This is a genomic window from Halorientalis regularis, from assembly GCF_023698535.1.
In the GTDB taxonomy this organism is placed as follows: domain Archaea; phylum Halobacteriota; class Halobacteria; order Halobacteriales; family Haloarculaceae; genus Halorientalis; species Halorientalis regularis.
In genome coordinates this window covers 41,326-64,735 of record NZ_JALJCL010000008.1, presented here as the reverse complement: position 1 = coordinate 64,735, position 23,410 = coordinate 41,326, and the positions used below count along the sequence as shown (strand labels likewise).

Here is a 23,410-nt window from a genome sequence, read left to right as displayed (position 1 = left end):
CCGACATTGTATAAGTTGGCACCCGATTATCAGTGCCTGGAAAGCGTTTTGCCCGTGGCGGCCCCCGGTTCGGTATGCTCGGCCGCCAGTTCGCGGACGTGACCGCCGACATCGAGCGGACGCCCGACGGGCGACGGCTCTGTGTGAGCCGGGAGATCGACGCCCCCGCCGACGTCCTGTGGGACTTCCTGACCGACACCGAGCGCTGGCCGGAGTGGGGGCCGTCGGTCCGGGCCGTCGACTGTGACAGCCGCCGGATCGCCGCGGGGACGACGGGCCGGGTCGAGACGGTCGGTGGGCTCTGGGTCCCGTTCGAAATCACGAGTTGCCGCGACCGGCGCTGGACCTGGCGCGTGGCGAAAATCCCGGCCACCGGGCACCGCGTCGAGGGAGACCGCCCCTGTCGGGTGGTGTTCGAGATCCCGGTTTTGGCCGGCGGGTACGCGCCGGTGTGTGCGCGGGCCCTGCAGGACCTGGCGCGGCTAGCCGAGGCGTAAACCGCAGAAGGGAGAGGTGGGTTACTGTTTCGCGACGCGTGCGTTCGCTACCTGGTGGATGTCCTCGCCGATACCCTCGCCGTCGCACTCGTCGGTCGGGCAGCGATAGTGCCACCCGTCCGTCGTCGCCGACCGCTCTGTAAAGCGTTCGCCACAGTTGTCACAGAACAACTGGCCCTCGGAACACGTATCTCGATGGAGGTCGAGTTCGAGTTCCGTGGCGAACGTCCGCTTGCAGTTCCTGCAGGTGTGAGCCATACTAGACACAATTCAAATCAAACCTTATATCTGCACCGGAACGTTCACGCCCCCGGATTAGCGCGGTTGGCCCCGTTACAGTCCACGGACGGCGTGGGGACGGTCCGACCGAAGGCTCGATCGGAGCCGACCTCGGGCTCGACGTGGGGGTTCAACGGGACACTACGGCGCGGTATGGACTGCTTTCCGTCACTCAGTGGTCGGTCCAGTCGATCCCGCCGATCTCGAACCGGGCCCCGCCGAGCGACCCGTCGGTCGCCCGGAGCGTCCAGTCGTGGGCTTCGGCGATGTCTTCGACGATCACCAGTCCGAGGCCGGTTCCCTCGTCGGAGGTGGAGTAGCCCGAGTTGAACACGTTGTCGCGCTCCGAATCGGGAATCCCCGGTCCGTCGTCCTCGACGTAGAAACCCGACGCCGCGTGGCCGCCGTCGGCGACGCTTTCGGCGTCACTGATCGGGCCGACCGAGACGGTAACCGTCTCACCGCCGTGTTCGACCGCGTTCCGGAAGAGGTTCTCCAGCAGCGACGCCAGTCTGGCGTCGTCGGCCGGGAGCGTCCCGAGGTCGCCTTCGAGGTGCAGCGACGCCTCGTGGGTCTCGACGTTCTTCCAGGCGCGCCGCACCGCCGACTCCAGGTCGATGGGTTCGGTCTCGCCGACGGTCTGGCCGTCCCGGGCCAGGGTCAGGAGGTCGTCGATCATCCGCTCCATCCGGAGCGCCGACCGCTCGATTGCGTCCAGGTGTTCCTCGCCCGGCCGGTCGCGTGCGAGGTCGACCCGGCCGAGGATGACGTTCAGCGGGTTCCGCAGGTCGTGAGAGACGACGCTGGCGAACCGGTCGAGACGTTCGTTCTGCCGGCGCAACTGCTGCTCGCGGGCCTTCCGCTGGGAGATGTCACGGACCACACCCGCGGTGCCGCGGAACTCCCCGTCGGACATGAGCAAGGCGACGTGGTCCTCACAGCGGATGTGCCGGCCGTCCTTGTCGATGGCTTCCATCTCGAAGGTCGCCCGGGTCCGTTCGTCGCTCTCCAGCAGTTCGCCGATGAGGTCCCGGGCCGTCTCCACGTCCTGCTGGCGCATCACCTTCCCGACGAACTCCCCGAGCAGTTCCGCCTCCTGATAGCCCGTCACCGACAGCAATGCGTCGTTGACGAACGTGATCTCGCCCTGTTCGTCGAGGGTGTAGACGGCGTCGCCGACGGCCTCGACGATGGTCTGGTACTGGATCAGTTCCTCCTCGCGGGCCAGACGCTCGCTGATGTCGCGGGCGACGCCCGCGATGGCTTCGATGCCGCCGTCCTCGTCGGTCAGCGGCGCACCCCGGAACTCGAAGGGGAGTCGCTGGCCGTCCTTGGTGCGGACTTCGGCCTCGATTGCCGCGCTCCCGGTCGCGACGGCGTCCCGAACCTTCCGGACGGCCTCGTCGTAGTACTCCTCGGGGAGCAGGTCGAACGCACGCATCTCGTCGAGTTCTGCGTCGGTGTAGCCGGTCACCGAATTGAGCTGGTCGTTCCAGCGTACCAGCTCCCCCTCCAGCGAGAACACGAAGATTACGTCCTCGAGCGTGTCGAAGATGGTCTCCATGAACTCCTTGGTGTCGGCGAGTTCCCGCTCCTGTCGACGGCGCTCGGTCACGTCCCGGACAGACCCCAGAACCGCCGCCTCGCCGTCGTAGGTCGTCGTCTGGACGGAAAACTCCAGGTGGCGGGTCTCGCCGTCCTTGCGAATGACTTTGGCCTCGTAGGTGTTGGGGGCCTCCTCGTCGGGGTTGCGACGGCGCGCGCCGACTTCTTTCACCCACTCACGGTCGTCGGGGTGGACCAGGTCCCAGATCTCCATCTCGTACAGTTCGTCGGAGTCGTAGCCGGTAATCTCGCTGATCCGCTCGTTGACGAACAGGAAGCTGTCGTCGTGGTAGATGTAGATGCCGTCGTGACTGCGCTCGACCAGCGTCCGGTAGCGCTGTTCGCTCTCGCGCAGGGCCTGCTCGCTCTCGTAGGCGTCGACGCCGTCCTCGATGGCGGTTGCCAGTGCGGCCGCGGGGTCGTCACCGTCGCGCCTGACGTAGTCCGTTACGCCCGCACTGATGGCCTCGCTGGCGACCCGGTCGTCGGATTGGTCGGTGAGCAGGACCACCGGGACCTGTGAGTACTCGGCCCGGATCTCTTCGATCAACGTCACGCCGTCGGTGTCGGGTAGCCGATAGGTCGTCACGAGACAGTCGGCTTCGGACACGCGCGAGAGGGCCTCGTCACCGGTCGCGACGGTCTCGACGGTGGCGGCTCCCGACGCAGAAACGAGGGACGCAGACCGGTTCAACAACCGGTCGGTGGTCCCGACGCCGACGACCGAGAGCGACTTCCCAGACGAGGCTGTCATTGTGCTTGGATTGCTAACGCAATTGTTTAATCTATCCCGTAAAACTACCGGAACCATCCTCGAACGGCCGGGAACGCCGCCAGCCTGGTGATCCGGAGGTCGGGGTGTCGGGACCGGATTAGAGGATGTCCTCGACGTGGTCGGCGACTTCCTCGGGCGTGTTTCCGACGGGCGTCCCCGCGTTCTCCAGGGCGTCGATCTTCGACTGTGCGGTCCCGGTCCCACTGCCGGAGACGATCGCGCCGGCGTGGCCCATCCGCTTGCCCGGCGGCGCGGTCCGGCCGGCGATGAAGCCGACGACCGGCGTGTCCATGTTCGCACCGATGTACCGGGCGGCTTCCTCCTCGTCTTCGCCGCCGATCTCACCGCACATGACGACCGCGTGGGTGTCGGGGTCGGCCTCGAACAGTTCGAGGGCGTCGATGAAGTCCGTCCCGATGATCGGGTCGCCGCCGATGCCGATGGCGGTGGTCTGGCCGAGGCCGCGCTTGGTCAGGTTGTCGACGACCTGGTAGGTCAGGGTGCCCGACCGCGAGACCAGGCCGACGTTACCCGACGAGAAGATGTTGCCCGGCAGGATGCCGAGTTTGGCGACGCCGGGCGTGATGACGCCGGGGCAATTCGGGCCGACGAGGTGGGTGTCGGTCTCCTGCAGTTTGCGGTAGACCTTGCTCATGTCCTGAGTCGGGATGCCCTCGGTGATGGCGACCACCAGATCGACGGGGGCGTCCAGCGCCTCGAAACAGGCGTCGGCCGCGAACGCGGGCGGCACGAACACGACGGCCGCGTTGGCGTCCTCCTCGCGGGCCGCGCGGTGGACGGTGTCGTAGACGGGCACGCCGGCGACCTCCTGGCCGCCCTTGCCCGGCACCGCACCGGCGACGACGTTCGTGCCGTACTCGAGCATCTGTTCGGTGTGGAACTTGCCTTCCCCGCCCGTGATGCCCTGCACCACGACGCGGGTGTCTTCGTCGACTAGTACACTCATTGTGAGTCCTCCTCCGCGTATTCGACCGCACGCTGGACGGCGTCTTCCAGCGTCTTCTCGACGGTCACGAGATCAGTGTTCAGAATCTCCATGCCCTCTTCGGCCTTGGTCCCGGCGAGTCGGACGACGACCCGCTTGGGAATCTCGTCGAAAGCGTCAAGAGCCTCGTTGATCCCCTGGGCTACCTCGTCACCGCGGGTGATGCCGCCGAAGATGTTGAACACGACGGCGTCGACGTTCTCGTCGGAGAACACCATGTCCAGGGCGTTCGTGACGCGTTCGGCCTTCGCGCCGCCGCCGATGTCGAGGAAGTTGGCTGGTTCGCCGCCGTAGTGATCGACGAGGTCCAGCGTCGTCATCACGAGGCCCGCGCCGTTGCCGATGATGCCGACGTTGCCGTCCAGTCGGACGTAGTCGAAGCCGTAGTCGTTGGCCTTGGCTTCGAGGTCGTCCTCGGCGGCCTCCTCCTGCATCTCGGCCAGTTCGGGCTGACGGAACAGGGCGTCGCCGTCGATGTTCATGACCGCGTCGGCGGCGATGACCTCGTCGTCGGCGGTGACCATCAGGGGGTTGATCTCCGCGTCGGAGCCGTCCTTGGCCGCCCAGAGGTCGTACAGCGTCGTCAGGACGCCGGCCACGTCGTTGGCCACTTTACGGTCGACACCGGCGTCGTAGACGGCCTTGCGGGCCTGGTAGGGTTGCATGCCGAAGGCCGGGTCGACGTGTTCGCGGGCGATGGCGTCGGGGTCCTCGGCCGCGACTTCCTCGATGTCGACGCCGCCCCGCGTCGAAACCATGGCGACGGGCTTGCCCTCGCCGCGGTCCATCGTCACGCCGACGTACAACTCGTTGGTGAAGTCGACGGCCTCCTCGACCAGCACGCGGTCGACGTGGTAGCCCTTGAGGTCCATCCCGAGGATGTCCTCGGCGGCCTCGCGGGCCTCCTCGGCGTCGTCGACGAGCTTGATGCCGCCGGCTTTGCCGCGTCCGCCGACCTGTACCTGTGCCTTGATCGCGACCGGGTAGCCGATGGCCTCGGCCGCGTCGACCGCCGCGTCGACGGTCTCGGCGAGTTCCGCGTCGGGGGTGGGGATGCCCGCCTCCGCGAAGACCCGTTTTGCCTGGTACTCGTGGAGCTTCATTACGACCGTCAACCCCGCCCGCGACCCGCTTAAATCCACCCGGTCTATCCCCAGTATTCCCACGATCCGACATGTCTCACCTGCCGATCCGTCGAACCCTCCCCGTATTATCCGAAGTTATGTCCAAATTCAACTCTGATAATTTGAACCCAAAATTAAATACGAATAAACTCGTTCACTCTCGTGTTGGCACGTAACAGTGCCACACCCCCACTTCCCCACCCCCGTTTCCCACCCTCTTTCCCCCGTTCGGTCGCCTCTCCCTGACCGAACGGCCTTCTCGCTGAAGTCCCGAGTGATTGGAGTAGCTGGTCAGACGGCTCGGTGTCAGAACTCCCCGGCCAGCCGTCGCTCGCGCATCGTGCGGTAGAAGAGGTAGCCGAGACTGACGATGGCGGCCAATAGAGTCAGTAGAATGACGACCCAGCTGCCGAGGACGCTGAACCCGCCGAGCAGTTCGGTGTACCGGTAGTCGAAGTTGAACAGGAGCAGCAGGGTCCCCGCGCCGGCCATCGCGCCCCCGATATCTATCGGCTGGGGTCGCCAGAGATAGAGTGTGCCCATGAGCGCGAGGACGAACCCGAGCCCGAGCAGTCCCTGCGAGCGATTCGACTCGGTGTTGAAGTTCGGTCGGCCGAGCGTCCAGACGTAGAACTGTTCGTCACCGTGTTCGATCCGATAGATCTCGCCTTCGACCCGTACCGCCTGATCGGTCTGGACGAACGTGAACTCCCGTGGGCGGTTCTCGTTCCCGCGGAAGGTGATCCGCCCGGACTCGGCGTTCCGTGCCCGGTCGACGACAGTCTGCGCACGGTCGGACAGGTTCTCGTAAGTGTAGTTGGCCGCCGGCGTCCCGTCGAACGAGTCCAGCACCCGCACCTCGTTGACCTCGTCCGGGTTCGGGTAGAGATACAGCGGGTTCGCCAGCAACAGGACGGCGATCACCAGCAACCCCACCCCGAGTACCCGATGGTCCTCCATTCGTCCGGACACATTTCTGTCCCTCACCGTAAGCTTTTCGTGAGGTAAATCACCCGCCAGTGGCCTCGTACCCCCGATATCGTCGCTCGGGGAGCCACCGGCCTGCTTCGGGTTCCGTTCCACCGGCTGACATACCGAAGGGTTTTTATATGCTCCTGCTTGTTCTATATAAGAACGATGGTTCGTCCGAGTCGCCAGCGGGAGCGTGAGCAGGACCGAGCGACCGAAGAAGAGACTGGGGACGACGAGGAGATGCAGAGTTGTCCCGAGTGCGAGTCAGCAAACCTGGTATCGAGCGCTGACGGGGGTGAAATCGTCTGTGAGGACTGCGGGCTGGTGATCGAAGAGGAGAACATCGACCGCGGCCCCGAGTGGCGCGCGTTCAATCACAGCGAGCGACAGAGCAAGTCCCGCGTGGGCGCGCCGACGACACAGACCATGCACGACAAGGGGCTGACCACGCAGATCGACTGGAAGGACAAAGACGCCTACGGCCAGTCGCTGTCCTCCGAGAAGCGGAGCCAGATGCACCGCCTGCGAAAGTGGCAGGAACGCATCCGGACCAAAGACGCCGGCGAGCGCAACCTCCAGTTCGCGCTCTCGGAGATCGACCGCATGGCCTCCGCGCTCGGCGTACCCCGGTCGGTCCGGGAGGTCGCCTCGGTCATCTACCGTCGGGCACTCAACGAGGACCTGATCCGTGGCCGTTCCATCGAGGGCGTCGCCACGTCCTGTCTGTACGCCGCCTGTCGCCAGGAGGGTATCCCGCGCTCGCTGGAGGAAGTCTCGGACGTGTCCCGCGTCGACCAGAAGGAGATCGGCCGGACCTACCGCTACGTCGCACAGGAACTGTCCCTGAAGATGGAGCCGGTCGACCCCAAACAGTACGTCCCGCGCTTCGCCTCGGACCTGAACCTGAGCGAGGAGGTCCAGTCCAAGGCCAACGAGATCATCGACGAGACCGCGGAGAAGGGCCTGCTCTCGGGCAAGTCTCCGACCGGCTACGCCGCCGCGGCCATCTACGCCGCCTCCCTGCTCTGTAACGAGAAGAAGACCCAGCGCGAGGTCGCCGACGTGGCTCAGGTCACCGAGGTCACCATCCGGAACCGCTACCAGGAACAGATCGAAGCCATCGGCGTCCGCTAGGACGCTCCGTTCTCCTCAATCCGTCGTCGACGGCTCTCCAGCGACCGCATCGGCGTCCTCGCTCGTGATCAGCGACGCGACCGCGCGGCCGTTGAGCGCGATCAGCCCGAATCCGATCTTCGCCACCACGTCGATGTAGGTGATGACGAGCGCCTGGGTTTCGAGGTCCATGAAGTTGAGTCCGCTCTGGGCGAGGATCCAGATTACCGGATAGATCAGCCACAGGACCGCGATGAAGTTCAACAGCGTCCGGTGGACGCCGGCCAGGTCCTCGTCCCCTGCCCGAGCCACGTCGGTGATCGGCCCGTACAGCAGGTAGAGGACGCGGACGAACGCGAGGCCACCGGCCGCGAACAGGATCCACTTCAGCGGCCCCACGACGTACGAACCGGCCAGGCCGAGGACGATGGTCAGGGCCTGCACGATGCTGACCTCCCAGAGGTACCGGCCTGTGACGCCGACGAGCAAGGCCAGGTAGGCCACGTGCATCGGCGTAGTCAACAGCCAGTCGATATACCGAATCGCGTAGATCGTGTGCCCGTCCATCGCCTGGAGCGTCCCGATCTCGGCGCTCAGCAGTGCGTAGGCAACTGCGGCCGTCACCCCGACGCCGATCAACAGCCAGTCCTCGCGAGCGCGCTCGCCGGGCGCACGCCACATCGCGTAGCCCATCGCGAGCGTCCCGCCGATCATTCCGAGCGTCCCGAGCGTGAACCAGGTTGTGATGTCCGTCATGGTCAGTCGTCAGTCGTCGCGGGGTTGCTGGACGGCCCCGCAGCCGCGTTGAGCGCTTCCGCCTCGAACCGGTCGAGGAGGTTCGACAGCTCCTGCGCGCGTGCCTGGAGTGCCTCTGCGTTGTTCGTCACTTCGTCGATGGAGTCGGTCTGTTCGTCGGCCGCCTCGGCCACCGTGTTGGCCTCAGAGGAGGTCTGCTGGCTGATCGCCGTCAGGTGATCGATGGTGCCCATCACCTCCTGGGCGGTCCGGGCCTGTTCGGCCGTCGCGTCGTCGATCTCCTGGATGCCCGTGTCGAGTTCCTCGGTGTACTCGACGATGGTCTCCAGCGCGTCGACGGCGTCTTCGACCGTCGCGACGCCGTCGGTGATCCGCTCCTGGGTCTGCTCCATCGTCTCGACGGTGTCGCCGGCCTGGCTCTGGACGCGTTCGATCCGCTGTTCGATGTCGTTGGCGGCCTCCTTGGTCTCCTCCGCGAGGTTCTTCACCTCGTCGGCGACCACGGCGAAGCCCTCGCCGGCCTCGCCGGCCCGCGCGGCCTCGATGGAGGCGTTCAGCGCGAGCATGTTCGTCTGCTCGACGATGTTCGTGATGACGCTCACGATGTCGCCGATCTCGGAGAGCTCCTCGTCGAGTGCGTTCATCTCCTCGACCGTCCGGTCGGTTTCCTCCTCGATGGCGCTCATGCCCTGGATAGCTTCCTGGGCGGCTTCCCGGCCGGTCTCGCCGACCTCGGCGGCTTTCTGCGAGGTGTCGGCGACTTCCTGGGCCGACGAGGCGACCTCTTCGGCCGTGGCCGAGAGGTTCTCCATCTCGCCGGCGGCGTCCTGGAGCGACTCGGACTGCTCGCTCGCGCCGTCGTAGATCTCGCGGATCGACTCCCGGACCTGCTGGCTGGCCTCCTCGACGGTCGTCGCGCTCTCGTCGACCTCCCGACTGGACTGGAGGACGTTCTCCGCGAACGCCTGCGTGTTGGCGACGGTCGCTTCGAGGTCGGTGATCGCCTCGTTGATCGCCGTCCCGATCTCGGCCATCGCCTCGTTCTCGGCGTCGGTGTCGGCCCGCGCGGTCAGGTCGCCCTCCGCGACCGCCCCGAGGACGGCCCCGTACTCCTCGGCTTTCCGCTGGAGTTGACTGTTCAGCGCCTGTGCTTCCTCGCGCTCGCGTTCGGCCTCCTCGCGAGCTTCTTCGGCCTCCTGTTTGGCCGTCTCGGCCTCCTCTTTGGCCTCCTCGGTCTCGCGGATCTTCGAGCGCAGTGACTCGCGCATCCGGTCGAACGAGTCGTAGAGCGTCCCGATCTCGTCGTCACGGACGGTATTCAGGTCTACGTCGAGGTCTCCCTCGGCCATCGCCTCGGCCCGCCCGGCCAGTCGGCGCAGCGAGATGGCCGTTCCGCTCCCGATGGTCACGCCGACGAGTCCGAGGTTGATGACGGCGAGCAGGATCAGCCCGATCAGGTCGGAGCTGATCTGATCCCCGAGTGCGTAGGCCTGTTCGGCCGGACTGTGGATCATCACGGTCCAGTCCTGGGTGGACATCCCGGCCATGCCCATCACGATGGTCTCGCCGTGCATCTCCCGCTCCATGAACTGCATCTCGCCACTCCCGCCCTCGTGTTCGGTCATGATCATCGAGGTGTTCGGGTGGGCGACGTACCGACCCTGTTCGTTGACGACCACGGTCGTGGAGTTGCCCTGTGCCGACGAGAGCGCCTCCGCTCGACTCGTCAGATCCGTCATGTAGACGAGCGCTTTGTCCTCGGTCCCTGGAACCGGGGTGACGACCGCCAGGATCGGATGGTCGGCGATGGGGACACGGAACGGCTCGGAGACGTACACGTCCGAGGGGTCGTCGAAGGTCGGCGGGTCGTCCGCGAACGGCGCGCCCTGCTCTGCGGGGCTAACGCCGACGAACTGCTGGTCCGAACTCGCCTCGAAGGTCATGCTCGACGTGTTCAGGTAGTGGACCGCGACCACGTCTTGTGGAACCCGGTCGTTCGCGACCCGTGACTCGAGCGCGCCGTTGATCGCCGCCTGATCGCCGGACTGGAACACCGACAGTTCGGCGGTCGTCCGCACGTCGCCTTTCACCGCGCTCATCCACGTGTCGAGTTGCTGTGCGCGCGTCTCGGCGCCGGTCACGAGCTGGTCTTGGACGTCCTCCCGGAGCGTCGCCTGTGCCTGGGCGTTGATGATGCCACCCGACACCACGACGACGAGGATGGCGAGCGCCAGTGCGAACCCGAGCCGTCTCGTGTATCGCTTGCTGACGAACGCCGGGAGAAGTGAATCCCGATCCGTTGCCATTACCGATACAAATACTGTTCGGCTACTAAGCCTTCCTCCGCGGTTCTCAGACCTGATAACTCCTCTGGCCGCTCGCCGGGGATTCGGACCCCACTGACGAGCCGAGAGAGCCCTCGTCGTCGGAGATCGGCAAAACAGTCATGTTGTATGGTACCAAAGCTACAACAGGTCACGAATTCAATGGCAGAGCCAGAGGCGGACGCGTCGTCGGAGATCCGTGCCGCCGTTCGGGCGGTACTCGACGATCCCGCTGGGGGTCGATCTCGGGTCCCGACGTTGCTGGCCGCGCTGGACGATGACGACCGGGAGTCGCGACTCTCGGCCGCGTGGGCGCTGACGCTCGTGGCGACCGCGAATCCGGACCTCGTCGAGGCCATCACCAGACGGCTCGCGGATCGGGTGGCCGCGGATACCCTCCAACTCGAGACGCGACACGCGCTGGGCTATCTCGGCGGGCGCTACCCCGAGCGCGTCGACGCCGTTCTCGAAGACCTGGCCGAGAAAGCCGAGGAACGCGACCGTCGGCGTCGCTATCTGGAGCTCTCGCAGGGGTTCGCCCGCAGTGACTACGTCGGGCAGTCCGAACGGAACCGCGACGTGGGCCGCACACAGACGCCTGCCGAAGCCGGATCGCCCGGCCCCCAGCGCGTCTACCGCCAGGAGGGAGAGGCCGTCGGCGGCCCACCAGAGGACAGCCGCGGTGACGACACCCGTGACCGGCTGGACGACGACTCGGACGAGTCCGCGGCCGACGAGGCGGATACCGACAGAACAGAGGGTAACGACGGGACAGCGGACGGGCCGGACGACGGGGCTGCCGACGGCAGCTCTCCCTCACCGGCCGCCCGACGACGGGAACAGGAGGCCGAACTGGCGGCGGTGGCCGACGCCATCGGCGTCGACCGGATCGCCGCGAACAGCCGGTTCGACGACTTGCAGGTCGTCTCGCGTGGGATAGAGGGTCGCTTCGCGACCGTCTACCGGACCCGGGTGACCGTCGACGGGTCCGAGGAAGGTGTCGCACTCGGTGTGTTCGATCCGCCCGAGGGCGGGGACGGGTTCGAGGCTAGCGTGGCCAGCCAACTCGAGAACTGGGCGGCCGTCTCCGATCACGACGGTGTGGCGTCCCTCTACGACTGGGGAACCGACCCCTCGCTGTGGATGGCGACTGCGTTCACCGCCGAATCGCTGTACGACCGGCTCGACCTCTCCTTCGACGAGGCGGTCTGGAACGGCCACAAAGTCGCAGAGACAGTCGCCGCGATCCACCAGCGCGGTGTCGTTCACGCCGGCATCGGCCCGTACAACGTGGTCTACGCGGGCACGACCATCGCGGACCGCCAGCGGCCGCTCGTGTCGAACGTCGGACTGCTGACCGCGATGCGGATGTACGTCGATCCCGCCTCGCTACTCGATCCCCGCTTTGCCGCCCCCGAGTACTTCGACCGCGGCTACGGCGACGTGGACCACGCCACCGACATCTACCAGCTCGGGGCCGTCGTCTACTACCTGGTCACCGGCCGGCCGCCGTTCCAGGGCACGTACGGCGAAGTCCGGACCGGCGTCCTCGAATCGACGCCGCCGCTGCCCTCCGAAATCAACCCCGAGATTCCGGCCTGGCTGGACGACGTACTGCGGACGGCGATGGCCAAACAGAAGCTCACGCGCTACGAGACGGCGACCCGGGTCGCCCGCGAACTCGAACGGAGGACGGCGGAGTGACCGTCCCGCTCCAGACCTCGGTGTTCGCCGAGGACGCCGGCCTCGCGTTCGTCTTCTTCATCGCGTTCTCACTGATGCTCGTACTCGGCGTTCGGTTCGGACTCTACGCGTACCTCAACGGCGAGCGCACCGAGATCGAGGCCCAGTCGACGCTGTGGGACTACCTGTCGCTGGTCGGGCTGACTGCCGCGCTGTACGGCGCGCTCGGAGTCCTCGAGGCCGCGACGGCCGTCACCACCCCCGCGGCGGTCGTGACCACCCCGTACCGCGACGGCGTGATGCTCGCGTTCCTGCTCACGCTCGCGCTGACGATGCGGGAGATCAACACCAACGAGGCCCTCGCCAACGCCGACCGCACCGCCGACGCCCCGCCCGCAACTCGGCGATCCGTCGAAGTCGTTTTTGGGTTGCTGGTGACCACGAGCCTGTTCTGGTCGGGACTGTTCGGCCCGACGGACGTGGTGACCGCTGTCGAGGGCACCGCCGCACTGGCCGTCGCCGGCTACGGGTTGACCTACGGGCGGCGACAACTGACCCGGTCCGCGGTCCGGGGCACCCTGCTGGACTCGCTCTTGCGTCACCTGCTCCCCGTCGTCGCGTTCGCCCTGCTCGTGCTGGTCGTCGACCTCACCCTGCTGGTCGGACTCACCGTCGGCGTCGTCCGGCACATCCAGGTCGTGTTCGTCATCATGACCGCGACGACGCTGATGACCGCGACGATCAAACTCCGGCAGAACGTGGCGGGCCTCTGAGAGTTTGTTCGACCGCGACCGACGATGGATTTATTTTGATGAAGCTTCGAAGAAGAATCACTGGCACAGATTTCTGTGCCACCCCCACCATCCCCCACCCCTTCCTTCCTTTCCACGCCGGTAGCTTCGGTCGTCGCGCTCACGGTTGCCGCGGCTCAGTCACCGCAGACGGCGGGACGGTCCACGATGACACCGTCGACGCCGACTTGAGAGAGTGCCTCGGCGTCGTGGCGCGACGGGACCGTCCAGGCGTTGACGTCGAGTCCCGCCTCGTGGGCGCGCTCGACGAACTCGTCCACACAGAGTTGCCAATGGGGGTGGATCGCCTCACAGTCCAGGTCGCGAGCCACGTTGAGCATCCCCTGTTCGTCGCCTTCGGCGGCGAGGAAGGCCAGTCTGTCCGCGCCCGCGTCGCCGGCTTCCGCCAGTACCTCGGCCGAGAACGCAGAAACGAGAACGTCGGTCCCGGCGTCGTCGGCCGCGTCCAGCGCGTCGGCCGCGATGTCGGGTACTTTGAGGTCGAAGACCAGTTCCACGCCCTGGGGTGTCGCGTCGAGGAGCGACGCGAGTGTCGGGACGCCCTCGCCGGAATCGAGCACGTCGAGGGCGGCCAGTTCCTCGGCGGACAGCTCGTCGACCCGGCCGGTCCCGTCGGTCACGCGCTCGACGGTCTCGTCGTGGATCACGACGAGTTCGCCCGAGCCACACCGGCGCACGTCGACCTCGACCACGTCCGTGTGTTCCGCCGCCGACCGGACAGCCGTGATCGTGTTCTCCGGATATGTCTCGGCGAATCCCCTGTGGGCAATACAGCGCACGCCCCCCGTTGGGAGCGGCACGGAGAAAGGGTTTTCCTTCTTTCAGGAATCTCCTCGTCGCGCCCTGAACCGGCAGGCCCGTCGGCCACTCGTGGTTTTTTGTCGCTCGGAACGGTACAACGTGGCATGCCAGTCGACTTCGACTTCAGCGGTGAGACCGCGCTGGTGACGGGCGCGGGGGGTGCGCTGGGCAGTGCCGTAATCGAGGCCTTCCACGAGGCCGGGGCGGACGTCTGCGGTGCCGACATCGTCGGCCCGGACAGCGACGACTTCCTGGCCGATCCCGACCCGGTCTGTCACCATCAGGCCGACTTCAGCGCCGAGGACCAGGTCGTCGAGACCATCGAGACGGTCGCCGAGGAGAACGACGGCCTCGACCACCTCTGTAACGTCGCGGGCACCTGGCGCGGCGGGACACCGATCGAGGAGACCGACGTCGACGACTTCGACTTCCTGTTCGACGTGAACCTGAAGACGATGTTTCTGGCGTCGAAACACGCACTCCCCCACCTTCAGGACAGCGAGGGGGCCATCGTGTCGGTCTCCTCGCGGTCCTCACTTGAGGGCGGTGAGGGCGACGGCATCTATCGCGCCAGCAAGGCCGGTGTACGCCTGCTGACCGAGACCATCGCCGAAGAGAATCGCGGGACTGTCCGGGCCAACGCGGTGATGCCCAGCGTCATCGACACGCCGATGAACCGGGAGATGATGCCCGACGCCGACCACGACGAGTGGGTCGATCCGGCCGACATCGCCCAGACGGTCCTGGCGCTCTGTTCGGAGGCCACCAGCGTCACGAGCGGCGCGGCGGTCCCGGTGTACGGGGAGGCCTGACTTCCTGACGCGGCGCTCCTGCGGAGGGTGGAAGTGAGGCCGAGTGAGGCCTAAGTTCAGGCGCTATCGCTCGTCCGCCCGCTCGCGCAGCGTCTCGAACAGCGGTTCGATCAGTCGGTCGCCAAGCGCCGAGAGTTCGTAGAATCGGGAGCCGTCCCGGGTCCGTTTCCGCCCGAGCGCCGTCTCTTCGAGCGTGTCGAGGTGGTGGTAGAGGTCACGCTGTTTCCGCCCGGTCAGATCGGCCAGTTCGCCGGATCTGAGCCCGTCCTCCCCGGCCAGCAGGTAGAGGATGGGGAACCGGACCTCGCCGGCGACCGCCTCCAGCCGGCCGAGTTCGCGGTCGAAGTCCAGCACGTCCCCGAGCAGTTCCGTCTCCACGCGTTCGCGGGCCAGCGACCGCTGGCCGTCCGCCTGTGTTTCCCGGGTCCGTTCGCTCGTATCCGTCACTCGCCGGCCGACCGAATCAAGCCAATTCGTTTAAACAATCGGGTCGGTCGTCGGCGACCGGGCCCACGGGGCTTCATTTCGGTGGCCCTTCCGGGTGAGAACGTGACCGGACTCACGAAACACGACGGGCGGTCGGTGGAGCCGATCATCCGTGAGTCTGTCCCGGGGGAAGCCGACGGGACGAAACTTCTCTTCGTCGTGGGACCGTACCGGTTGCTCGATTCGGGCTATCTCTACGAGGATCGGACGTTCTCGGACCTGCCGCCGGACCCACTGGCATCCCACGACCGCGGCGCGACGACGTGGACCCCGACGACATCGAGGCCACACTCCGGGACCTCTGTGCGGAACTCTCCGACGTGGCGATCCCCACGGTGCGGGAGGTCGAGGACGAGGTGGCCGCGGGCCGGCCATCCCGGTGGTCGACCAGTCTGTCGCGTTCGTGGCCGCGAGCGACGCCAGTGCGTTCGTCTTCACGAAGGCCAGTCTGACGACGGGGGTCGGAGCGGAGGCCGGCGCGGTCCCGGAGTCCTCCGGCCTCCGTGCCGACGATCCGTCGCGGCCGCCCGAACTGTGTCGGATCTTCGCCGAGGCAAAGCGAGCGGAGCGCGACGGGCGAACCTACCTCGAACCGCGGTTCGCGTCGGCGTCCATCGACGAGATGGACGAGGCCGACGACTTGCCGATCTCCCACTTCGCCGACCGCGAGCAACTCATCGAGAAACTGACCAGGTTCGTCGAGGGAGACGTGTTCGAACTCGCGTGACGCTCACGTGATTGTTTTCATACACGTACAGAACGCACCGCAAGCGGGCGCTACGTTCATCACCTACCACATTCGTCAATGGATATTTCAGGGCTGATCGAATAGCTCTCCGCGGAGCGAAATCATGGCAAAACGAGAGACCTGGGCGACACGGGTTGGCTTTCTGGTAGCGGCGATCGGTAGCGCCGTCGGACTGGGAAACCTCTGGCAGTTCCCGTTCAAGACCGCCGGCAACGGTGGCGCGGCCTTCGTCGCGTTCTACCTCATCGCCGTGCTGTTGATCGGGTTCCCGGCGATGCTGGCGGAGTTCGTGATGGGGCGGCGAACACATCGCAACGCGGTCGACGCGTTCTCCGAAATCGGGCACCGACAGTGGCGGATTCTCGGTGCGTTCGCGGTCGTCACCGGGTTCTGGATCCTCTCGTACTACAACGTCGTCGGCGGGTGGGTCCTCCGCTACATCGTCGGCAGCGCACAGGGCGCGTACTTCGGCGCACCGGCCGAGTACTTCGGTGCCGTCTCGGCCGGGCCCGAAGCCATCGCCGCACAGTTCGTCTTCCTCGCCATCGTCGTCGGAATCGTCGCGCTGGGTATCGAGGACGGCATCGAGAAGGCCACGAAAGTGATGGTGCCCAGCATCGCGGTCCTGCTCGTGTTCCTGGCCGTCTGGGCGTTCACCCTCGACGGCGCTGGCGCAGGCTACGCGTACTTCCTGACGCCGAGTCTGGACGCGATGGTCGAGAATGCCGGGACGGCCATTCCCTTCGCGGTCGGGCAGGCCTTCTTCACCCTCTCGCTGGGGATGGCGATCATGATCACCTACTCGTCGTACCTCGGCGACGACGACAATCTGCTCGTCGACGGCGGCACCGTCGTCGTGTTCAACACGCTCATCGGTATCCTCGCGGGACTGGTCGTCTTCCCGATCCTGTTCGCCAACAACATCGATCCCGGACTCGGTGGCGGCGCGTCGGCGCTGTTCATCGCGGTGGCCTCCGGGTTCGGCTCGCTCCCGCTGGGCAATCTGATCGGCGTCGTCTTTTTCGGCGTCGTCGCGCTGGCGGCGCTGTCCTCGGCGATCAGCCTGATGGAGGTCACCGTCGCCTGGGCCAACGACAACTTCGACGTGCCGCGGCCCCAGCTGGCCATCGGGATCGGCGTCGGGCTGTTCGTCCTCGGCCTCCCCTCGGCGTGGGACGTGGCCCTGCTCACGTGGTTCGACAACATCGCGTACAGTCTGCTCTTGCCCCTGTCGGTCCTGATGCTGGTGCTGTTCGTCGGCTGGATACTGGCGGGTGATGCCGTGGCGGAACTCCGGCAGGGCGCGGGTGAACTCGGGACCTTCGGCCCCATCTGGATGTGGGCGCTTCGGCTCACCGTCCCGGCGCTGGTGTTCGCGACGCTGGCGCTGGGCATCCAGACGCTGTTCCTCGGCGAGAGCCCCGCGTTCTTCGCACCGTTCTGACCGTCTCGACACGTTTTTCGCCGTCCGGTTACAGGCGCGACTGATGACGAGAGCATCGTGGCGGACGCGCATCGGCTTCATCCTCGCCGCCGTGGGCAGTGCCGTCGGTATCGGGAACGTCTGGCGGTTCCCCTGGCTGACCGCCGAGAACGGTGGCGCGGCCTTCCTGCTGTTGTATCTCCTCTTCGTCGTGCTGGTCGGCGTCCCCGGCCTGCTCGGCGAGTTCGTGATCGGCCGCCGGGCCCGGAGCGACCCCATCGGCGCGTTCGCGAAACTGGGCGGGCGAAACTGGCGGCCGATGGGCGGCATCGCCCTGCTGGCGTCGGTCGTCGTCCTCTCGTTCTATTCGGTGGTCGGCGGCTGGGTCCTCCGGTACCTGCTGGGCAGTGCGACGGGCGCGTACTTCGACGCGCCCCAGCAGTTCTTCGCGGCCATCGACTACGGCCTCGGCGCGGTCGGGTTCCATATCGTCTTCCTGCTGTTGACCGCGGCCGTCGTCTACGCCGGCGTCGACCGCGGCATCGAACTGGCGACCACGGTCATGGTCCCGGGTATCATCGTCCTGCTGGTCGGACTCGCCGCCTGGGCGGGTTCACTCCCGAACGCGGCCGGCGGGTACAGTTTCTACCTCTCGGTGGACTGGGGCTACCTGCAGGCGAACTTCGTCGACGTGGCCGCGGCCGCCGCCGGACAGGCCCTGTTCACCCTCTCGGTCGGCGCTGGCGTCATGCTGACCTACGCCTCCTACCTCGACGAGGATCGGTCGCTGGCGGCCGACGGGACGATCATCGCCGGGCTCAACACCCTCGTCGGGTTGCTGGCCGGGCTGGTGATCTTTCCCGTTCTGTTCTCGCTGGGTGTCCCGCCGGGACAGGGCGGCCCCGGCGCGCTGTTCATCAGCCTCGCCGGTGCCTTCGCGGACCTGCCCTACAGCCGGGTGATCGGGGTGACGTTCTTCGGCGTCGTCACGCTTGCGGCACTGTCCTCGGCCATCTCGCTGTTTGAGGTCCCGGTCGCGTACCTCGTCGACGAGTGGGGCGTGTCGCGCCCGTGGGCGACTGCCGGAGTCGGGACTCTGTTCCTCGCCACCGGGAGCATCGCCGCGCTCTCGCAGAGCCTGTTCACCCTGCTCGCCGACACCGTGGCGAACCTGGCGTTGACCGTCGGCCTGCTCGGGGTCCTCCTGTTCGACGGCTGGGTCCTCGGCCGGGTCGCACTGGCGGAGTACGAGTCCGGTGCCGGGCGACTGGCACGCGCGCTCGGTCGACCGTGGCTCTACGCCATCGCCGTCGTACTCCCCGTGTTCCTCGCGTTCACCGGGCTGTCGAGCGTCACCACCACGCTGGGCGTGTCGGTTCCTGCCGTCGGGCTCCTGGTCGGAGCCGTGCTTGCCGTCGGTGTCGCTATCGCCGCCCTTCGGCGGCCAGAGTCCGTGTTCTGATCACCGGACGAAGTAGGAGTCGCCGCCGGGAAGGAACCGGCCGAGATCGGCCTCGCGGCGGTAATCGCTCCCCCGAACCTCCCGGAGCCGCGCCACCAACCGCTCGGCGTCGTCGCCGGACCAGGTGGCCGGCTCCGCGACGGGGACGACGAGAAACCCACCGCCGCGCAGTTCCGTCGCGTGGAGGCCGTCGAGGTCGTCGGGCGCGGGCCGAGCCGTGTAGGTCTCCAGAACGTGGGCGATAGCGCGCTCGCCGACCGGGAGGAGGACGTGGGCGGTGATCGCCCGGAGTTCCGCGTCGAACTGTGGCTCGGCGCTGGCGTAGTCCCCGTCGGCCGGGTCGCCGTCGGCACAGGGGTACAGATACGAGAGGTAGGTGTCCGCGACTTCGGGTGGCGTCCCGGTCGCCGCGAGCAGGTCGGCGGCCGCGAGCGCGCGCTGGAGACGGTCGGCGGCGGGGCAGTCGGTGAACGGGACGCCGGCGTCGGCCCCGCCGTGGAGGCCGGGGTGGTCGCCGACGACGTGGAAGTGCGCGTTGGCGTCGCCGTAGCCGGGGACCGGTCGCTCGCAGGGGTAGGTCATCCCGAACGGGTTCGACAGGCGGTCCGTGACGTTCTCCACACGGGTTCGCTGGACCGCCAGGGAGATAAGGAATCGCCTGGCGGCGGCTCACTAATGGCCACGAGTGCCAACGTTTATTCGCGCTAGACCGTAGTTTCGACCGACAGATGCCCTCCGAAGATTCGGTAGAGCGGTCGGCACGTGCGGCCGTCGGGGAGGCCGTCGACCCCCCGCCGTCGTTCGTCGAGCAGGCAAACGTCTCCGATCCGGGCGTCTACGAGGCGTTCGCGGAGGACTGGCCCGACTGCTGGGACCGGGCCGCGGATTTGCTCTCCTGGACCGAACCCTACGACGCGGTACTCGGCGGCGCGGGCCCGCCCTTCCGCTGGTTCGACGGCGGGCGACTCAACGCCTCCTACAACTGCCTCGACCGCCACGTCGAGAACGGGCGGAAGAACCAGGTCGCGCTGACCTGGGAGGGACGACTCGGCGAGTCCAGGACCTACTCTTATCTGGAACTCTACCGCGAGGTCAACGAGTTCGCGGCCGCGCTCCGTGATATCGGCGTCGAGGAGGACGACGTGGTGACGCTGTATCTGCCGATGATCCCGGAACTGCCGGTGGCGATGCTGGCGTGTGCCCGGATCGGCGCACCGCACTCGGTCGTGTTCGCCGGCTTCTCGGCGGACGCGCTGGCCGAACGGATGGACGACGCCGACTCGGCGTACCTCGTCACCTGTGACGGCTACTATCGCCGGGGTGCTCCGGTCCACCAGAAGAGCAAGGCCGACAACGCCGCCATCGGCCTCGATCAGGACGTGACGACGGTCGTCGTGGACCGCCTGGGCGACGGGACGCCGCTGGCCGAGGGCGAACACGACTACGAACAGCTGGTGGCCACCCACCGCGGCGAGACCGTCGAGCCCGTGGCCCGGGACGCCACCGACCAGCTCTTTCTGATCTACACTTCCGGCACGACCGGCGAACCGACGGGCGTGCGCCACACGACCGGCGGCTACCTCGCCCACGTCGCCTGGACCGCCCACGCGGTGCTGGACATCAAGCCCGAGGACACCTACTGGTGTTCGGCCGACATCGGCTGGATCACGGGCCACAGCTACACCGTCTACGGCCCGCTCGCGCTGGGAACGACGACGATGCTCTACGAAGGCACACCCGACCATCCCGAGAAAGACCGGGTGTGGGAACTGATCGAGCGCAACGCCGTCGACGTGTTCTACACCGCCCCGACCGCGATTCGCGCGTTCATGAAGTGGGGCGAGAAACACCCCGACCGGCACGATCTGTCCAGTCTCCGACTCCTGGGGACCGTCGGCGAACCGATCAACCCCCGCGCGTGGAACTGGTACCGCGACCACATCGGGAACGGCGAGTGTCCGGTGGTCGACACCTGGTGGCAGACCGAGACCGGCGGCGTGATGATCTCCACACTGCCAGGGGTCGACCGGATGAAACCCGGCGCGGCGGGCCGACCACTCCCGGGAATCGGCGCGGACGTGGTCGACGGGGAGGGCGAACCGGTCGACCCCGGGGAGTCGGGCTACCTCGTCGTCACCGACCCCTGGCCGGGGATGCCGCTGTCGATGGTCCACGACGAGGACTGGTTCGCGGCCCGGGAGCCGACCCGGCCGAGTCTCGACGACTACGACTGGGCCTACTTCACCGAGGACGGCGCGACCGTCGACGAGGACGGGTACGTGACGCTTCTGGGCCGGGTCGACGACGTGCTCAACGTCTCGGGCCATCGCTTCGCGACGATGGAGATCGAGAGCGCCGTCGCCGACGTGACCGGCGTCGCCGAGGCCGCAGTCGTCGCCGGCCCCCACGAACTGAAAGGTGAGGCGGTCTACGCCTACGTCAGTCCGGCGGAAGGTGCGAGCGAAGCCGCGCTCCGCGAGCAGGTCCACGAGGCCGTGGAGTCGGCCATCAGCCCCATCGCCGTCCCCGACGTGGTCGTGTTCACGCCCGACCTGCCAAAGACCCGCTCGGGCAAGGTGATGCGACGCCTGCTCGAATCGGTCGCCCACGACGAGGATCTCGGCGACACCAGCGCGCTCCGCAACCCGGAGGTCGTCGGCGAACTCGAATCGGCGCTGGACGACGAGGAGTAACGTTTCGGGAATGTAGATATAGCCGAAACGAATTCGGTTTCGATTCGGAAGTTTTCGACTCGATCCGATCGATAGCGCTGCTGGCGCAAGATTGATGCTTCGCGTTTCCGAATACTGACGAAACATGTGTGCCGCGGAGACCGACACTGGGATGACGGTGACGCCGTCGGCGTACCGTCGGCTCCGGCGGGCCACGGAGACGTTCCGCGCGGAACTGGTCGTCAGGCTGGCCGGCGAGGTCGGTCTGCGACCTGCGGAAATCGCCCGCTTGCGGCCCGGAGACGTGGGGACGTACGACCGCGACGGCACCGACCACCACTTCCTCGCGGTGCCCGACGAGGACGACGGGATAGACCGGCGGGCGTACCTCCCACCGGACGTGGAGCACGACCTCCGACAGTTCGTTCGCGCGAACGATATCGAAGACGAGGAGCGGCTGGTACCGGTGTCACCCCGACGGGTGCAGATGCTCGTCGCGGAGACGGGCGAGCGAGCGGCCGACCGGACCGGCGACGAGCGGTTCCGATCCGTCTCCTCGCGGACGCTGCGCCAGTTTTTCGCCCGCCGACTGCTCGCCGAGGAGGGCGTCGACCCCCACGTCGTCGCGACGGTCGGTGGGTGGGGGAGTATCGAGCGCCTCGAACGGTTCCTACCGGACCTGGATCGGGGCGACGTGGCGGCGGCGTTCGAGCGGACCTCGTTGGTCGAGGGTGCCGACGGGACGGACGTCGGCGACGGGACGGCCGTCGGCACCCGGTTCGACGCCGCCTTCGAGCGGATTCGGGCCGCCGCCGACGCGCTGTCGACGGCGTCGACGCGAGATGGGATCGAACACCGGGCGTGCGAACACCTCGTGGACGGCGACCCCTACGTGGTCGCGTGGATCGGGCAACAGCGTGGGGATTCGATCAGTGTCACGACGGCAGCCGGGGCTGGCGGGGCCGAACTCGACGGCATCTCGCCCGACGACGGGGCTGTCGGGGAGGCGCTGGCGGCGGACGACGTGCGGACGACCGAGGACGTGCGGTCGGACTCGGCCTTCGCCGCCTGGCGCGACCACGCCGATGCGGGCGGGTACCGTGCGGCGGCGGTCGTTCCGGTGGGCAACGGCGAGTCCGTCGATACTGTCCTCGGGGTCGGGACGGCGGCACCAGTGACCGACCGCGAGCGGGCGTTGCTGTCGTACCTGGGGCGGCGACTCGGACAGGCGATCACCGTCGTCGAACAGCGGCGACTCCTGCTGGCCGACACCGTCGTCGAACTCACCTTCGAAAGCGGCGATCCGGACTCGTTTTTCGCCGGGCTGTCAGGCGAACACGACTGCACCGTGACGCTGGACGGCGTCGTCCCGGGTGAGGCGGGCGCGCTGGTCTACTTCGTGACGCTGTCGGGCGCTGGTGCCGAGCAGGTCCTCTCGTGGGCGACCGACCGCGCCGCCGTCGACGACGCGCGACTGGTGCGTGACTACGGGGACGAGTCGCTGCTGGAACTGATCGTCTCCGGGTCCGAAGTGGCGACGGCGCTGGTCGAACACGGCGCGACGGTCGGCGAGATGGAAGCGACGAGCGGGACCGAACGCGTCGTCGGGCAGGTCTCGGCCGAAACCGACGTACGGCGACTGGTTACGGCGGTGACCGACGCCTTCCCGGACACGGACCTGTTGACCAAACGCGAGCGCGACCGCCCGGCCGAGACGCCGACCGCTTTCCGCGCGTCGTTGCGCGATTCCCTGACGGAGAAACAGTCTTCGGTGTTGCAGGCCGCCTTCCACGCCGGCTACTTCGAGTGGCCCCGCGGCAGTACCGCCGAGGAACTGGCTGACGCCATCGGGATCACCTCCCCCACACTCCACAATCACCTGCGTCGCGCCCAGCAGAAGCTCCTGACCGCCTTCTTCACCGACGACCAGCGACCCGGCGATCCCGAATCGCCCTGGGCCGAGGACTGATCGACGCCGAGTATAGCCGTGTCGCTAACTGTTTAGTGATCGGTTGGAGGTGTCGAAAACACTGCAAAGAGAGTCTGAAACGTCAGAAACA

At 67.1% G+C, this 23,410-nt stretch carries 20 protein-coding genes; 10 read left to right on the top strand and 10 right to left on the bottom strand.

From position 1 onward, the window contains the following. Positions 1-74: 74 nt before the first annotated feature. Positions 75-497 carry an SRPBCC family protein gene (locus MU521_RS11685; protein ID WP_092693105.1) on the top strand — a complete coding sequence of 141 codons (423 nt, stop codon included), beginning with the start codon at positions 75-77 and terminating at the stop codon, positions 495-497. A 21-nt stretch (positions 498-518) separates the two neighbouring features. Here MU521_RS11685 and MU521_RS11680 read toward each other — a convergent pair whose 3' ends face one another. The 5 genes from MU521_RS11680 to MU521_RS11660 form a co-directional block, all read right to left on the bottom strand. Continuing rightward, the gene (locus tag MU521_RS11680) at positions 519-755 is read right to left on the bottom strand and encodes an HVO_2901 family zinc finger protein (protein WP_092693107.1); all 237 of its coding nucleotides are present in this window, start codon (positions 753-755) and stop codon (positions 519-521) included. A gap of 193 nt (positions 756-948) precedes the next feature. Next, a complete protein-coding gene (locus tag MU521_RS11675; RefSeq protein WP_175452881.1) occupies positions 949-3,135 on the bottom strand; it encodes a PAS domain S-box protein in 2,187 nt (728 codons plus the stop codon). 118 nt (positions 3,136-3,253) lie between these two features. Beyond that, complete coding sequence (sucD, locus tag MU521_RS11670) at positions 3,254-4,123, bottom strand: succinate--CoA ligase subunit alpha (protein WP_092693111.1); 870 nt, start codon at positions 4,121-4,123, stop codon at positions 3,254-3,256. Continuing rightward, positions 4,120-5,265 (bottom strand): ADP-forming succinate--CoA ligase subunit beta, encoded by a 1,146-nt coding sequence (gene sucC / locus MU521_RS11665; RefSeq protein ID WP_092693113.1) that lies wholly within the window; start codon positions 5,263-5,265, stop codon positions 4,120-4,122. The genes sucD and sucC overlap by 4 nt, the downstream gene beginning before the upstream one ends. 327 nt (positions 5,266-5,592) lie before the next feature. Next, a complete protein-coding gene (locus MU521_RS11660; protein ID WP_092693115.1) occupies positions 5,593-6,246 on the bottom strand; it encodes a DUF7979 domain-containing protein in 654 nt (217 codons plus the stop codon). Positions 6,247-6,423: 177 nt separating this feature from the next. Between MU521_RS11660 and MU521_RS11655 the strand changes: the two genes are divergently transcribed. Further along, a complete protein-coding gene (locus MU521_RS11655) occupies positions 6,424-7,392 on the top strand; it encodes a transcription initiation factor IIB (protein ID WP_092693117.1) in 969 nt (322 codons plus the stop codon). A gap of 15 nt (positions 7,393-7,407) precedes the next feature. Here the strand turns inward: MU521_RS11655 and MU521_RS11650 are convergent, their stop codons facing one another. Both MU521_RS11650 and MU521_RS11645 read right to left on the bottom strand, forming a co-directional pair. Further along, a complete protein-coding gene (locus tag MU521_RS11650) occupies positions 7,408-8,127 on the bottom strand; it encodes a bacteriorhodopsin (protein WP_092693120.1) in 720 nt (239 codons plus the stop codon). Between the two features lie 2 nt (positions 8,128-8,129). Then, positions 8,130-10,433, bottom strand: coding sequence for a methyl-accepting chemotaxis protein (locus tag MU521_RS11645; RefSeq protein ID WP_092693122.1), 2,304 nt, complete (start codon positions 10,431-10,433; stop codon positions 8,130-8,132). A 180-nt stretch (positions 10,434-10,613) separates the two neighbouring features. On the opposite strand from MU521_RS11645, the gene MU521_RS11640 reads away from it, so the two are divergent. After that, a complete protein-coding gene (locus tag MU521_RS11640) occupies positions 10,614-12,155 on the top strand; it encodes a protein kinase domain-containing protein (protein WP_092693124.1) in 1,542 nt (513 codons plus the stop codon). Beyond that, the gene (locus MU521_RS11635; protein WP_092693126.1) at positions 12,152-12,907 is read left to right on the top strand and encodes a hypothetical protein; all 756 of its coding nucleotides are present in this window, start codon (positions 12,152-12,154) and stop codon (positions 12,905-12,907) included. The genes MU521_RS11640 and MU521_RS11635 overlap by 4 nt, the downstream gene beginning before the upstream one ends. A gap of 155 nt (positions 12,908-13,062) precedes the next feature. On the opposite strand, the gene MU521_RS11630 is transcribed toward MU521_RS11635, so the two are convergent. After that, the gene (locus tag MU521_RS11630; protein WP_092693127.1) at positions 13,063-13,725 is read right to left on the bottom strand and encodes a glycerophosphodiester phosphodiesterase; all 663 of its coding nucleotides are present in this window, start codon (positions 13,723-13,725) and stop codon (positions 13,063-13,065) included. A 126-nt stretch (positions 13,726-13,851) separates the two neighbouring features. On the opposite strand from MU521_RS11630, the gene MU521_RS11625 reads away from it, so the two are divergent. After that, positions 13,852-14,559, top strand: a complete 708-nt coding sequence (locus tag MU521_RS11625) for an SDR family NAD(P)-dependent oxidoreductase (protein ID WP_092693129.1) — start codon at positions 13,852-13,854, stop codon at positions 14,557-14,559. Positions 14,560-14,622: 63 nt separating this feature from the next. Here the strand turns inward: MU521_RS11625 and MU521_RS11620 are convergent, their stop codons facing one another. Beyond that, positions 14,623-15,006: a helix-turn-helix domain-containing protein gene (locus MU521_RS11620; protein ID WP_092693131.1), complete on the bottom strand. Its 384-nt coding sequence runs from the start codon at positions 15,004-15,006 to the stop codon at positions 14,623-14,625. Between the two features lie 418 nt (positions 15,007-15,424). Between MU521_RS11620 and MU521_RS11615 the strand changes: the two genes are divergently transcribed. From MU521_RS11615 to MU521_RS11605, 3 genes are all read left to right on the top strand, one after another. After that, entirely contained in the window at positions 15,425-15,772 is a 348-nt protein-coding gene (locus MU521_RS11615) for a DUF7509 family protein (protein WP_217630163.1), read from the top strand. Between the two features lie 124 nt (positions 15,773-15,896). Next, entirely contained in the window at positions 15,897-17,237 is a 1,341-nt protein-coding gene (locus MU521_RS11610) for a sodium-dependent transporter (protein ID WP_092693133.1), read from the top strand. Between the two features lie 43 nt (positions 17,238-17,280). Then, positions 17,281-18,678, top strand: coding sequence for a sodium-dependent transporter (locus tag MU521_RS11605; RefSeq protein ID WP_092693135.1), 1,398 nt, complete (start codon positions 17,281-17,283; stop codon positions 18,676-18,678). Here MU521_RS11605 and MU521_RS11600 read toward each other — a convergent pair whose 3' ends face one another. Beyond that, positions 18,679-19,299: a uracil-DNA glycosylase family protein gene (locus tag MU521_RS11600; RefSeq protein ID WP_092693137.1), complete on the bottom strand. Its 621-nt coding sequence runs from the start codon at positions 19,297-19,299 to the stop codon at positions 18,679-18,681. Between the two features lie 107 nt (positions 19,300-19,406). On the opposite strand from MU521_RS11600, the gene acs reads away from it, so the two are divergent. Next, on the top strand, positions 19,407-21,371 hold the full coding sequence (gene acs, locus MU521_RS11595) for an acetate--CoA ligase (RefSeq protein ID WP_092693138.1): 1,965 nt from the start codon (positions 19,407-19,409) through the stop codon (positions 21,369-21,371). Positions 21,372-21,495: 124 nt separating this feature from the next. Beyond that, positions 21,496-23,319, top strand: a complete 1,824-nt coding sequence (locus MU521_RS11590) for a bacterio-opsin activator domain-containing protein (protein ID WP_092693140.1) — start codon at positions 21,496-21,498, stop codon at positions 23,317-23,319. Positions 23,320-23,410 lie beyond the last annotated feature (91 nt).

Excerpts from the sequence above, each read along its gene's own strand:
- MU521_RS11680 (WP_092693107.1), bottom strand. The coding sequence starts at position 755 with ATGGCTCACACCTGCAGGAACTGCAAGCGGACGTTCGCCACGGAACTC.
- MU521_RS11605 (WP_092693135.1), top strand. The coding sequence starts at position 17,281 with ATGACGAGAGCATCGTGGCGGACGCGCATCGGCTTCATCCTCGCCGCC.
- acs (WP_092693138.1), top strand. The coding sequence starts at position 19,407 with ATGCCCTCCGAAGATTCGGTAGAGCGGTCGGCACGTGCGGCCGTCGGG.
- MU521_RS11685 (WP_092693105.1), top strand. The coding sequence starts at position 75 with ATGCTCGGCCGCCAGTTCGCGGACGTGACCGCCGACATCGAGCGGACG.
- sucD (WP_092693111.1), bottom strand. The coding sequence starts at position 4,123 with ATGAGTGTACTAGTCGACGAAGACACCCGCGTCGTGGTGCAGGGCATC.
- MU521_RS11590 (WP_092693140.1), top strand. The coding sequence starts at position 21,496 with ATGTGTGCCGCGGAGACCGACACTGGGATGACGGTGACGCCGTCGGCG.
- MU521_RS11675 (WP_175452881.1), bottom strand. The coding sequence starts at position 3,135 with ATGACAGCCTCGTCTGGGAAGTCGCTCTCGGTCGTCGGCGTCGGGACC.
- sucC (WP_092693113.1), bottom strand. The coding sequence starts at position 5,265 with ATGAAGCTCCACGAGTACCAGGCAAAACGGGTCTTCGCGGAGGCGGGC.
- MU521_RS11610 (WP_092693133.1), top strand. The coding sequence starts at position 15,897 with ATGGCAAAACGAGAGACCTGGGCGACACGGGTTGGCTTTCTGGTAGCG.
- MU521_RS11660 (WP_092693115.1), bottom strand. The coding sequence starts at position 6,246 with ATGGAGGACCATCGGGTACTCGGGGTGGGGTTGCTGGTGATCGCCGTC.
- MU521_RS11625 (WP_092693129.1), top strand. The coding sequence starts at position 13,852 with ATGCCAGTCGACTTCGACTTCAGCGGTGAGACCGCGCTGGTGACGGGC.
- MU521_RS11655 (WP_092693117.1), top strand. The coding sequence starts at position 6,424 with ATGGTTCGTCCGAGTCGCCAGCGGGAGCGTGAGCAGGACCGAGCGACC.
- MU521_RS11645 (WP_092693122.1), bottom strand. The coding sequence starts at position 10,433 with ATGGCAACGGATCGGGATTCACTTCTCCCGGCGTTCGTCAGCAAGCGA.
- MU521_RS11650 (WP_092693120.1), bottom strand. The coding sequence starts at position 8,127 with ATGACGGACATCACAACCTGGTTCACGCTCGGGACGCTCGGAATGATC.
- MU521_RS11640 (WP_092693124.1), top strand. The coding sequence starts at position 10,614 with ATGGCAGAGCCAGAGGCGGACGCGTCGTCGGAGATCCGTGCCGCCGTT.